Source organism: Phenylobacterium sp. NIBR 498073 (genome assembly GCF_027286305.1).
Classification (GTDB): Bacteria; Pseudomonadota; Alphaproteobacteria; order Caulobacterales; family Caulobacteraceae; genus Phenylobacterium.
The window spans coordinates 2,543,450-2,555,381 of record NZ_CP114599.1 but is presented as its reverse complement, the minus strand read 5'-3'; the positions used below and the strand labels follow the sequence as shown (position 1 = coordinate 2,555,381).

The window sequence follows — 11,932 nt, the reverse complement described above, 5'->3', positions numbered from 1 at the left end:
GTCAGAACGTCAGCTCGACATCGGCGTAGGCGGGGTCCTTCAGAGTGGCGCTCAGCGCCTCGCGCAGCGGGGTGGCCCGCACGCCAAAGGTGCCCGGCCAGTCGATTACCTCGAACACGTCGGGCGTCCGCAACGCCTTCAGCTGCGCGGTGGTGAACGGCGGGTTGCGGTCGAAGATCGCGTAGGTCTTCAGCAGGAAACTGAAGAGCCAGACCGGAATCTTGACGATGGGCGTCCGCGATCCGTCGGTGTCGCGGATCTGCCGGATAAGGTCGATGTAGTCGATCCGCTCCTGGCCGGAGATGTTGAAGGTCCCCTCCCGACGCTCGCGCAGGCAGGCGCCGATGATGGCTGCGAAGTCGCCCGCGTAGAGCGGCTGACGCAGATAGCGGCCGTCACCGGGGATCGGGAACACCGGCGCGCGGCGCATGAAGCGGGCCAGCCAGCCCAGGTGCTTGCGGTCGAACCATCCGAACATCAGCGTCGGCCGCAGGATCACGTGCGGCAGCTCACAATGCGCCACGATGGCTTCCTGGGCTTTCTTGCTCTCGGTGTAGAGGTCGCAGGCCTGGGAGTTCACCACCGACGAACTGACGTGGACGACATAGGGGCGCTTGCCGCGCGCGGCGGCGGCCAGCACCCGTTCGGTCGAGACGATGTTGTTGCGGCGGAACGCTTCCGGATCGAGCCCGCCGATCTGCGCCTGCAGCATGACCACCGCGTCGCAGGCCGCCGCGACATCCTCCCACGCGCCGGGTTCGGCCAAGTCGGCGGTGATCACCTGCAGCTGCGGATGCAGGCGCTGGAGGATGGCGGTGTTCTGCGGGTGCTTGTCGACGGCCACCAGGTCGAACTCGCCTGTCCGCGCCAGCTGGGCGATCAGGTTCTGGCCGACGAGGCCTGCGGCGCCGGTGACGAGGATACGCTGCATCATGGAAGAACACGCTTTTGGGATAGCTCGCCGACGGACCGCGTCGGCTTAGGCCTTGCGGCCGGGCGCAGCGAGCATGGGTCGATTCTGTCGCTCATCAGGGGGCGGCCCAGAGCGCACAGTTCGAACCGTCGGCGAGCGTGACCAGCACCTGCGGGCGCAGCGGAGGTTTCTCGACGTCGAGACGCCAGCCGACATTGGCGTCGGTCACCGTCGGGAGGGCGGCGGGCACGTCGGGGCGGGGATCGTCGGCGACGGCCGCCCGAAGGATCAAGCCGTTGTCGACCACTGCGATGGCCTTGACCGGCGCCCCGGCTGCAACGTCCCACGCCCAGCCGAACACCCGCCAGCCGCCGGCCTTGCGTCGCACGACGCCATCGAGGCTGCCGCGGCAGCGTGCGGGATCCACCGCCGGATTGGCGACGAGCCGCGACATGTAGGCCAGGTCCGGAGGGCTCGCATGGCGCACGACGGCGTCCGGCCGAAGCGCGAGGCATCCGCCAGCGAGCGCGGCGAGGCCAAGCGCGACGAGGGCTGTGCCGCGGCGCGAAACCGCGCCGATCCGGCGCCAGGCGAGCGTGAGCCCCAGCCCGGTCAGGATCAGCGTCGCCAACGCCGCAAGATCCAGGGTGATCAGCCCGCCCAGCGGCGCGGCGACCCAGACAAGGCCCGTATAGAGCCCTGTGCCCGCGGTCAGGGCCAGCAGCGCCTTGCGGCCCCAACGCGCGGCGCCGATTGCCACGACGCCCGCGAGGGCGAGCGCCAGAATGGCGTCGTAGCTGAACTGGTGCAGGAAGAGCGCAAGGAAGGTCACGCCCACGAACAGCGCGTAGCACCCGGCGACAGAGACGAGCAGGCGGCCGGCCATCGCGGTCTGCGGGGGGCCGGGACGCCGGCGCGCAACGCTCCAGAGCGCCAGCGCGCCCAGCAGCAGCAAGGCGACGTTGCCGGCGCTGAGGGCGTAGAAGTCCCAGCGCCGCAGCGAGCCGGCCAGGTCGGTCTCTCCGGCGCCGAGGGGGCGCGCCAGCGGCTCGGGCGCCTGCGGCGGGCTGGGCGTGAACAGATAGGCGGCGATCTCGGCCTTGGTCTGGAGCCATTCCACGGCGGTGTGGCTCTGGTAGCGCGTGGCCAGCCGTTCGGTCAGCGACTGGTTGGGGGCGAGCTGCAGTTCGCCGGTCAGGGCGTAGGCGAGCAGGGGATCCTGGCTCGGCAGCGCGGTGGCCTTGTGCGCCGACCAACTCGCCAGCAGGGCGAGGCCGACCGCGGCTCCGGCCAGCAGCGCCTTGGGCGAACGCCACAGGCGGGTTACGAAGTAGACCACAGCCACCGGCGCAAGGAAGAACGACGAGGCCGCGTGGCAGAGCATGGCGAAGCCAGTGAGCCCGCCGAACGTCGCGGTCTCGCCGATCGAGGCGCGGGGCGAGGGCCGCAGCCGGAAGGCGTACCCTGCCGCGGCGATACTGAACGCCGCGCCCATCAGCTTCGGCCACGTGTAACCGGTGTTGAATAGCGCGAACGGGGTGAGCGCCACGAGCAGGACGCCGGTCGCGGCGACTGCAGGCGGCAGCTTGGCCGCCCGGTGCACGGCCCAGTAGAACGCCGCCGCCCACAGCGCCGAAAGCGATATGCCGCCCACGCCGAGCGCGACGGGCTGCAGATGTGCGCCGTCATTGTTCGCTTGCAGCAATGCAAAGAGGTCGGCGAACAGTAGGTAGCCGCCGGCCATCAGCGGCGGGCGATCGCTGAGCGACCAGTCGCCCGGCGGGGTCTGCAAAGGATGGGTCCCAAGCCGCACGGTCTCAGCGAACAGGCCCGGCAACAGGTGGTCGGAGGACCAGACCGCCGGTGCGAACCTCCGTGCCGGTTCCCAGACCCCCGATCCGGTCGCGCCGAGATGCAGGACGGTGAAGACGAGAAAGGCGGTCAGGAACCAAGCGTAGACCGGGGCCTTCTGGGCGCGCCAGACGGACCTGGCGAGGTCGGGCGCTTTCCAGCGTGCGCCGATCGCGATCGCCACCACCGCGCCGATCAGCAATAGTCCGCTGAATGGGGGCGCAGGCGTCCACGCATAGAGATAGAACATGGCCAGCGACGCGACGGCGAGGCCAAGGAAGCCGCCGAGCACCGGATCGACCCCGCTGCGGGCGGCTCTGGCCGCGAGCCCGCCTGTGAAGAACGCCGCGAACACGACGGCGAACGCCAAGAGCAGATAGCCGGCGTACCCGAGATAGGATTGCTTGAGGTAGCTCAGCGCAGAGACCTCGTAGGGCGGGGCGACGCCGACGTGCCGGAACTCGGACGTTCCGACGAGCCGCAGGAACACTTCGCCGCCTGGACACCAGGCCCGGCCCAGGGGCACGATGGCCTCGGTGTAGGTTCCCTCCGTGGCGCCGCCGGCGATGGGCCTGATCTGCTGGTGTGTCGAGCAACGCAGGTAGAGCGCATTGTGTGTCTCGTACTCGCGGATCGCGCCCTGGTACGTCACCCCGACGAAATCGACCGGCTTCAGCGGCCCCATCTCCAGCGCCAACGGCCGAACGCCTGCCGGCGAGGTTGAGCGATAGAGCGCGGAATCACGGGGCGTGCCGGCCCGGAGCGCACTGTCGAGGACCACTGCGCCGGCCAGGGGAACGGTGTCCGGCTTTCCGACGATGACCTGGGTCTTCATGCCGAGCATCGGCGCGGCCGGGGGCTCAGGCGCGATCGCGATGGCGAGGCTCAGCAGAGCCAGGGCGCAAAGCGCCGCGCGCAGCAACCACATGCCCAGATCGCTCCCCTTCCGGTCCGCCGATGAATCAGCGACGGCCGAAGACCATAGGTTAGCTGGCTGCGGGCACCAGCGGGAGTTGTGGCGTGGCCGACTATCGAAGCGAGGCGTTGATCCGGGCCAGGGCGGCCGCGCCTGGGGACAGTTCGCGCTCGCCCAGCGAATTCAGCGGAACGTCGACGGTGCCCAGGTTCTCATGCAGGTCGCGCGCCTCAGGATCGAGAAATAGCAGCCCGGTGACAATCTCCCCCAGCGCCTGGCGCGCTTGCAGGTAGGCGAGCGCCCCGACCCGATCGGACGGGTCGTAATGCTCGGCCAGCTTGTGAAGGTGCAGGATCGAGCCGTCGTGCTGAGCGACCGGGACGGTCTCCCCCGGGGCATAGTCGATGGTGATGGGGGTGCGCGCCGGCACGAGGTCCATGCGGTTCACCGCTTCGTTGTGCTCGCGCACATAGTCGTAGGACTTGGTGGAGCCGGCGTGGTTGTTGAACTGCACGCACGGGCTGATGCAGTCGATGAACGCCGCGCCCTTGTGGCTCAGCGCGGCCTTGATCAGCGGCACGAGTTGGTTCTTGTCGCCGGAGAAGGACCGCGCCACGAATGTCGCGCCCATTTGCAGCGCTAGGCTGACCAGGTCGATGCCGGCGTCGTGGTTGATCACGCCCTTCTTCGACTTCGAGCCCTTGTCCGAGGTCGCCGAGAACTGGCCCTTGGTCAGGCCGTACACACCGTTGTTCTCGACGATGTAGAGCATGTTCACGCCGCGGCGGATCGAGTGGGCGAACTGACCCAGCCCGATGGACGCGCTGTCGCCGTCGCCTGAAACGCCCAGATAGATCAGGTCGCGGTTGGCGAGGTTGGCGCCCGTCAGCACCGACGGCATGCGCCCGTGGACGGTGTTGAAACCGTGCGAGTTCCCAAGGAAATAGTCGGGCGTCTTCGACGAGCAGCCGATGCCCGAAAGCTTGGCGACCCGATGCGGCGGCAGGTCCAGCTCGTAGCAGGCCTGAATGATCGCCGACGAAATCGAATCGTGGCCGCAGCCGGCGCACAGGGTCGAGACCGCGCCTTCGTAGTCGCGCCGGGTGTAGCCGAGCGCATTGGGCTTGAGCTGCGGGTGATGCAGTTGCGGCTTGGTGATGTAGGTCATTCGGCCGCCTCCGGCATGGGCCTGCGCTCGCTCATCAGCCTGGTGACCGCATCGGTGATGAAGCGCGCGGTGATCGGGGTGCCGTCGTAGTGCAGCACGGCGGTCAGCCGCGACGGATCGATTTCGCCCTCGTTGATCAGCAGCGTCCGCAACTGAGCGTCGCGGTTCTGCTCAATGACGAAGACCCGGTCGTGGGCGGCGATGAAGTCGAAGATCTCGTCGGCGAACGGAAAGCCGCGGACCCGCAGGGCGTCGAGATGCAGTCCCGCGTGCTCAAGGCTGCCCAGGGCCTCGTGCACGGCCGGCGTGCTCGAGCCGAAATAGATCACGCCGTCCCGGGTGGCGCGCGTCGCGTTCCGGGCGATCGGCCCTGGCACCAGCCGCCGCGCGGTGTCGAACTTCCGAAGCAGACGCTCCATATTGCCGACGTAGACCGCCCCTTCCTCACTGTAGCGGGCGTAGGGATTGCGCGATGTCCCGCGGGTGAAGTAGCCGCCCTTGGTCGGGTGCGTGCCGGGATAGGTGCGATACGGGATGCCATCGCCGTCGACCTCGAGGTAGCGACCGAAGTCGCGGCCAGCCTCCAGATCGTCGTAGGTCATGACCTTGCCGCGATCGAGCGCGCGAGCGTCGTCCCACTCGAAGGGCTGGGTCAGCCATTCGTTCATGCCGATGTCGAGGTCGAGCATGACGAAGACCGTAGTCTGCAGGCGGTCGGCCAGGTCGAAGGCCTGGGCGCCCATCTCGAAGCACTCACCGGGGTCGGCCGGCAGCAGCAGCGGGTGCTTGGTGTCGCCATGGCCGGCATAGGCGGCGGCGAGCAGGTCGGCCTGCTGGGTGCGGGTCGGCATGCCGGTGGACGGACCCCCGCGCTGGACGTCGAAGATCACCGCCGGGATTTCGGCGAAGTAGGAGAGGCCGATGAACTCGGTCATCAGGGACACGCCCGGTCCCGAGGTGGCCGTGAACGCCCGGGCGCCGTTCCAGCCGGCCCCGACGACCACCCCGATCGAGGCGATTTCGTCCTCGGCCTGGACGATGGCATAGCGCGCCTTGCCGGTTTCGGGGTCGGTGCGCAGGTCCTCGCAATAGCTGGTGAAGGCCTCGGCCAGCGAGGTCGAGGGGGTGATCGGATACCACGCGCAGACGGTCGCCCCGCCATAGACTGCGCCCAGCGCCGCGGCGGCGTTGCCCTCGACGAAGATGCGATCGCCGACGCGATCGGCGCGCCGCACCCGGAGGCGCAGGGGCGAGAGGTTTTGGGCCACGTAGTCGCGACCCATGTGGAGCGCGGCGACATTGGCGGCGATGAGCCGGTCCTTGCCGGCGAACTGCTCGCCCAGCAGTTGCTCGATGACGCCCATCTCGATGTCGAGCAAGGCGGCCAGGGCCCCGACATAGATGATGTTCTTGAATAGCTGGCGCTCGCGCGGGATCTGGTAGGCCGCATTGCACATCGCGGTCAGCGGCACGCCGACCACCGTGACGTCGTCGCGGAACTTGGATGGCGGCAACGGCTTGGTGGAGTCGTAGAACAGGTAGCCGCCCGGCTCGATCTCGGCGACGTCGCGGTCCCAGGTCTGCGGGTTCATCGCCACCATCAGGTCGACGCCGCCGCGGCGACCCAGATGGCCCGCCTCGGTCACACGCACTTCAAACCAAGTCGGCAGGCCCTGAATATTGGAGGGGAAGATGTTGCGCGCCGCCACCGGCACGCCCATGCGCAGGATCGCCTTGGCGAACATGCTGTTGGCGCTGGCCGACCCGGAACCGTTGACGTTCGCGAACTTGACGACGAAATCGTTGAGCGCCTCTAGCGGCATGATCCCCCCGCATGGGTCATTTCCAACAGGAACTTCTGCATGTCCCACGCGCCGGTAGGACAGCGTTCGGCGCAGAGCCCACAGTGCAGGCAGACGTCCTCGTCCTTGACCATCACCCGTCCGGTCGGCAGGTCGCCAGAGACGAACAGCGCCTGCTCCAGGTTCAGCGACGGGGCCTTCAGCCGGCCGCGCAGGTCGGCCTCGTCGCCGTTCTCGGTGAAGGTGATGCAGTCGGTCGGGCAGATGTCGACGCAGGCGTCGCATTCGATGCAGGCCGACTCGGCGAAGACCGTCTGCACGTCGCAATTCAGGCAGCGCTGGGTCTCGCGATAGGCCGTCGCCCGGTCAAAGCCCAACTCGACCTCCAGCCGGACGTCCTTCAGCGCCTCGCCCTTGTCGAGCAGCGGCACGCGATAGCGGGCGTCGTTGGCCGGATCGTTGTCATAGCTCCACTCGTGGATGCCCATCTTCTGGCTCGTCATCGACGTGCCTGGAGGCGGACGGTCGTTCAGATCCTCGGCCTTGCACAACTTGTCGATGGAGATCGCCGCGTCATGGCCGTGGGCGACCGCCCAGATGATGTTCTTGGGCCCGAAGGCGGCGTCGCCGCCGAAGAACACGTTGGCCAGAGTCGATTGGAAGGTGAGGGGATCGACCGTCGGCATGCCCCACGCATCGAAGGTCAGGCCGATGTCGCGCTCGATCCACGGAAAGGCGTTCTCTTGGCCGACGGCGATCAGCACGTCGTCGCACGCGTAGTGCTCGTCGGGCTCTCCGGCGGGGACCAGGCTGCGACGGCCCTTGGCGTCGTATTCGGGGCGCACCTTCTCGAAGGTCACGCCGGTGAGTTTGCCGCCCTCATGGGTGAAGGCCTTGGGCACCAGGTAGTTGAGGATCGGAATGTCTTCGTGGAGCGCGTCTTCCTTCTCCCAAGGGCTGGCTTTCATCTCCTCGAAGCCCGAGCGGACGATCACCTTGACGTCCTGCCCGCCCAGCCGCCGCGAAGTGCGGCAGCAGTCCATGGCCGTGTTGCCGCCGCCCAGCACGATCACCCGGCGGCCGATCTGGTCGACATGGCCGAACGAGACGTTGCTCAGCCAGTCGATGCCGATGTGGATATTGGCGGCGGCCTCCTGCCGTCCCGGCAGGTCGAGGTCGCGTCCGCGCGGCGCGCCTGAGCCGATGAACACCGCGTCGTAGCCTTCGGCCAGCAGCGCCTTGAGGCTGTCGACCCGCTCGCCCAGCCGCACGTCCATGCCCAGGCCGGTGACGTAGCCGACCTCCTCGTCGATCACTTCTTCAGGCAGCCGGAAACGGGGAATCTGGCTGCGGATCATCCCGCCGGCCTTGGCCTCGCCGTCGAACAGGGTCAGCTCGTAGCCCAGGGGCGCCAGGTCGCGCGCGACGGTCAGCGAGGCCGGCCCGGCGCCGACCAGCGCCACACGCTTGCCATTGGACACCGCGACCGGCGCAGGCAGCCGGCCCGTGATGTCCTCCTTGTTGTCGGCGGCGACACGCTTCAGGCGGCAGATCGCCACCGGTTCGTCCTCGACTCGCCCGCGTCGGCAGGCCGGCTCGCACGGTCTGTCGCAGGTCCGCCCCAGAATTCCGGGGAAGACGTTCGACTTCCAGTTGACCATGTAGGCGTCTGAGTACCTGCCCTCGGCGATCAGGCGGATGTACTCTGGAACAGGCGTGTGGGCCGGGCAGGCCCACTGGCAATCGACGACTTTATGAAAGTAGTCTGGCCCCTCGGTACTGGTGCGCTGCACAATCGCTTCCTTCCCACACGCCATTCTTTCGCGGTTGCGAAGACGAGGGTCAGTGAAAGCAGACTCGCCTTACCGCGACGCAGCGTTCTAAGGGATGGTAGGACCCTATCGCGGCGGTAGCCAATACATTTCTTGCGGACTTCGACGACTGAGGCGGCGATTTCATCGACTGACGTCGTGGGCGCCGCATCAGAGGGGCGCCTGGCCTCGGCGCGGCGCCTGACCGCTCAAGTTGCTGTGAAACCGGGTGAATTTCACGCGCCTGTTACGCGAAAGGGCTTGGTTGTCGTCAAGCTTTGCTTAACAATTTCACCAACCAGCCAAGGAGGTCCTCCGATGCCGAACCAACCGTTCGAAGTCGCGTCCCCGTTCGACGACGCCGATGTCGCCGAAACCATGATCGAAGCCGTGGTCGAAGACGGCCAGGACAGCCTGTCGCTGGAAATCAACCTGCGCCGCGCGCAGGCCGAGCACGCCGAGAACCTGCGCCTGGCGCGCGCGCTCTAGGGCTTGTCGCGCTTGCGAAGCAGGCGGCGCAACGCCGCCATGCCCGCGGGCGCGAGCAGCACCAGCACCCCCAGCAGATAGATCAGGCGGGCTTCCTCGGGCACGATTCTAGACCTCGTCGTCGTTCGGAATGTTGAGCAGCTCGCCGCACGCCTTGCAGTGGACGGCGTCCACGTCGTGCCTGCGTAAGCCGCAGGTGGGGCAGGTGAAGCGGATCTTGTAGGGCCGGAAGAGGGCCTGGGCCAGGCGCACGAACAGCGTGATCCCGGTCAGCATGGTCACGATCGAGATCACCCGGCCCCAGGCCCCGGGCAGGGTGATGTCGCCGAAGCCGGTGGTCGTCAGGGTCGCGATGGTGAAGTAGAGCGCGTCGATGTAGCCGCCGATGCCCTCGGTGCGCGCGAAGCTCGTATAGACGAACCCGGTCATGATGAAGATGAAGGTGATCAGCGTCGAAGCCGCGCGGATCACGTCTTCCCAGCGAGTCTCGTTGTAGCGGCGGCCGACTGTGTCCCAGAAGAACTCGGAGTGGACGAGGGTCCAGAGCCGCAGCACCCGCAGGAAGGCCAGGTTGAACAGCCAAAGCGGAAACAGCAGCGTGACCAGGACGAACAGGTCGATCCAGGTCACCGGCCGCCGAATCCAGGCGGCCAGGTTGTCGCTCGCCAGCGCCCGCGCCACCAGGTCAGTCGCCAGCACCAGCGCCATGGCGTAGTCGATGAACAGGAAGGCCGGGGTGTCGCGCAGCAGCGGCGCGGCGATGAAGAACGCGATCATCACGAAATCGATCGCGATCACGGTCAGGCGGAAGCGCACCGACCGTTCGGACTTCCCGAAATAGAGCTCGTGCAGCCGGGCGCGAATGCGTGGAGCGAGACGGCGCTGGCCAGGTTCGGGGGGCGAGGTCGCGTCGGCGGGAGGCATGCCGCAACCATAGGCGGCTCGGCCGGCAGGGGAAGGGGCTCTAGCCCTCGCCCTTCATCGCCTCGTAGGCTTCGGTCGCCTCCAACCATTCCTGTTCGGCCGCCTCCAGCGCGGCCTCGGCCGCAGCCCGTTGCCGGCCGAGTTCGGCGGCCTTGGCGGGGTTTTCGCTGAACACCTTCGGGTCGGTGAGCGCAGCGTCGATGCGGGCCAGCGCCTGGCTGGCGCGGGCCAGCGAAGCCTCGGCGGCCTCGGCGCGACGGCGGGCGGTGCCGGTCGGCGCCTTGGCCCTGGTCGCCGGCGGCGGCTTGGCGGGAGCGACGGGCTCGGCTTCGCGCACCTGGGTGGGCGCCTTACCGGCCTGCTTGGCGCGCTCGATGACGAACCTGGCGTAGTCATCCATGTCCCCGTCGTACGGGGCGATGGTTCCATCCGAGGCCAGCCAGAGGCGGTCGGCGACCAGTTCCATCAGCGAGCGATCGTGAGTGATCAGGATCACGGCGCCCTCGTAGTCGTTCAGCGCATCGAGCAGGGCCCGGCGGCTGTCGATGTCGAGGTGGTTGGTCGGTTCGTCGAGGATCAGCAGGTGCGGCTTCTCGGCGGCGACCAGATTGAGCAGCAGGCGCGCGCGCTCGCCGCCGGACAGGTTGGCGACTGAGGTCTCCACCTTCTCGTGTCCGAGCCCATACTGCGCCAGGCGCGAGCGACGGCTGGCCTCGGACGCCTCGGGCATTTCGCGGCGGATGATGTCCAGCGGGGTGTCGTTCGGGTCTAGGGCCTCGATCTGATGCTGGTGGAACCAGCCTACCTTCAGCCGGGCCGAGCGCTTAAGCTCGCCGGCAAGCGGCTCCAGCGCGCCGGCGACCAGCTTGGCGAACGTCGACTTGCCGGCGCCGTTGACCCCGAGCAGGCCGATGCGGTCGTCCAGGTCGAGCCGCAGGTTCAGCCCTTTGAGGATCGGCGGGCCGTCAGCATAGCCGGTGGCGACACCCTCCAGCCGCACCAGCGGCGGCGCCAGCGGACGCTCGGGGGAAGGCAGGAGAAACGGGGCGGTGTGCTCGATGACCACCGCCGACACCGGCGGCAGCTTGGCCAGCATCTTCAGGCGCGACTGGGCCTGGGTCGCCTTCGACGCTTTGGCGCGGAACCGGTCGACGAAGGACTGAAGGTGGGCGCGTTGCGCTTCGACCTTGGCCTTGGTGGCTTCCTGCAGGCGGGCCTTTTCCTCGCGCTGGCGCTCGAACTGGTCGTAGCCGCCGACATACAGGGTCAGCTTGCCGTCGAGCAGGTGCAGGATGTGGTCGCAGCTGTTGTTCAGGATCTCGCGGTCGTGGCTGATGATCACCGCCGTATACGGGTATTTCTTCAGCCGGTTTTCCAGCCAGAGCGCGCCTTCCAGGTCGAGGTAGTTGGTCGGTTCGTCCAGCAGCAGCAGGTCAGGCTCGGCGAACAGCGCGGCGGCCAAGGCCACCCGCATGCGCCACCCGCCCGAGAACTCCGCCATCGGGCGGGTGAGGTCATCGTTCGAGAAGCCGAGGCCGGAGAGAATTTCCGCCGCCCGGCTCGGCGCGCGGTCGGCGCCGATTTCCGACAGCCGGCCGTAGATGTCGCCCATCCGCTCGGGATCGGCGGTCTCCAGCTCGTGCAGCAGCGCGGCGCGCTCCTCGTCGGCGGCCAGCACCGTGTCGATCAACGGCACGGGGGTGGCCGGATGTTCCTGATCGACCGAGCCGATGCGGGCCTGCTTCGGATAGCCGATCTCGCCGTCGCCGGCGTGCAGCTGGTCGAGGATCAGCTTGAACAGCGTGGACTTGCCCACGCCGTTGCGTCCGACCAGGCCGACCTTGGCGCCCACGGGTATGCTGACGCTCGCATGGTCGAAGAAGCGGCGGCCCCAGGAGTCGAAGGTAAGGTCGTTGATCTGCAGCATGGGAGGGCGGGGCCTTAGCAGAGACCGCCGTACAAGGCGACCGTCGTGCGCTTGGCGTCGTCACATCGGGCGGTTATAAGCCCGCCACCCGCGCGGGACCCGCGCCTCCCCAAGAATAAGACAAGCAAATC

8 protein-coding genes are annotated in these 11,932 nt (G+C 67.9%); 1 reads left to right on the top strand and 7 read right to left on the bottom strand.

All coding sequences use genetic code 11. From position 1 onward, the window contains the following. Position 1 precedes the first annotated feature (1 nt). The 5 genes from O4N75_RS12705 to O4N75_RS12685 form a co-directional block, all read right to left on the bottom strand. Positions 2-934, bottom strand: a complete 933-nt coding sequence (locus O4N75_RS12705) for an NAD-dependent epimerase/dehydratase family protein (protein WP_269625904.1) — start codon at positions 932-934, stop codon at positions 2-4. 94 nt (positions 935-1,028) lie between these two features. Next, on the bottom strand, positions 1,029-3,692 hold the full coding sequence (locus tag O4N75_RS12700) for a hypothetical protein (RefSeq protein WP_269625903.1): 2,664 nt from the start codon (positions 3,690-3,692) through the stop codon (positions 1,029-1,031). Positions 3,693-3,792: 100 nt separating this feature from the next. Then, positions 3,793-4,848 carry a 2-oxoacid:ferredoxin oxidoreductase subunit beta gene (locus O4N75_RS12695; RefSeq protein ID WP_269625902.1) on the bottom strand — a complete coding sequence of 352 codons (1,056 nt, stop codon included), beginning with the start codon at positions 4,846-4,848 and terminating at the stop codon, positions 3,793-3,795. Beyond that, a complete protein-coding gene (locus O4N75_RS12690; protein WP_269625901.1) occupies positions 4,845-6,671 on the bottom strand; it encodes a 2-oxoacid:acceptor oxidoreductase subunit alpha in 1,827 nt (608 codons plus the stop codon). The genes O4N75_RS12695 and O4N75_RS12690 overlap by 4 nt, the downstream gene beginning before the upstream one ends. Beyond that, positions 6,662-8,443: an FAD-dependent oxidoreductase gene (locus O4N75_RS12685; RefSeq protein ID WP_269625900.1), complete on the bottom strand. Its 1,782-nt coding sequence runs from the start codon at positions 8,441-8,443 to the stop codon at positions 6,662-6,664. Before O4N75_RS12685 ends, O4N75_RS12690 begins: the two co-directional genes overlap by 10 nt. A gap of 336 nt (positions 8,444-8,779) precedes the next feature. Here O4N75_RS12685 and O4N75_RS12680 point away from each other — a divergent pair, with 336 nt between their 5' ends. Beyond that, positions 8,780-8,950 carry a hypothetical protein gene (locus tag O4N75_RS12680; RefSeq protein WP_269625899.1) on the top strand — a complete coding sequence of 57 codons (171 nt, stop codon included), beginning with the start codon at positions 8,780-8,782 and terminating at the stop codon, positions 8,948-8,950. A 108-nt stretch (positions 8,951-9,058) separates the two neighbouring features. Here O4N75_RS12680 and O4N75_RS12675 read toward each other — a convergent pair whose 3' ends face one another. Then, positions 9,059-9,874 (bottom strand): potassium channel family protein, encoded by an 816-nt coding sequence (locus tag O4N75_RS12675; RefSeq protein WP_269625898.1) that lies wholly within the window; start codon positions 9,872-9,874, stop codon positions 9,059-9,061. A gap of 40 nt (positions 9,875-9,914) precedes the next feature. Then, positions 9,915-11,801, bottom strand: a complete 1,887-nt coding sequence (locus O4N75_RS12670) for an ABC-F family ATP-binding cassette domain-containing protein (protein ID WP_269625897.1) — start codon at positions 11,799-11,801, stop codon at positions 9,915-9,917. Between the last annotated feature and the right edge of the window lie 131 nt (positions 11,802-11,932).

What these genes read in the sequence shown, in the direction of transcription:
- O4N75_RS12705 (WP_269625904.1), bottom strand. Translation starts at nt 934, where the DNA reads ATGATGCAGCGTATCCTCGTCACCGGCGCCGCAGGCCTCGTCGGCCAG.
- O4N75_RS12700 (WP_269625903.1), bottom strand. Translation starts at nt 3,692, where the DNA reads ATGTGGTTGCTGCGCGCGGCGCTTTGCGCCCTGGCTCTGCTGAGCCTC.
- O4N75_RS12695 (WP_269625902.1), bottom strand. Translation starts at nt 4,848, where the DNA reads ATGACCTACATCACCAAGCCGCAACTGCATCACCCGCAGCTCAAGCCC.
- O4N75_RS12690 (WP_269625901.1), bottom strand. Translation starts at nt 6,671, where the DNA reads ATGCCGCTAGAGGCGCTCAACGATTTCGTCGTCAAGTTCGCGAACGTC.
- O4N75_RS12680 (WP_269625899.1), top strand. Translation starts at nt 8,780, where the DNA reads ATGCCGAACCAACCGTTCGAAGTCGCGTCCCCGTTCGACGACGCCGAT.
- O4N75_RS12675 (WP_269625898.1), bottom strand. Translation starts at nt 9,874, where the DNA reads ATGCCTCCCGCCGACGCGACCTCGCCCCCCGAACCTGGCCAGCGCCGT.
- O4N75_RS12670 (WP_269625897.1), bottom strand. Translation starts at nt 11,801, where the DNA reads ATGCTGCAGATCAACGACCTTACCTTCGACTCCTGGGGCCGCCGCTTC.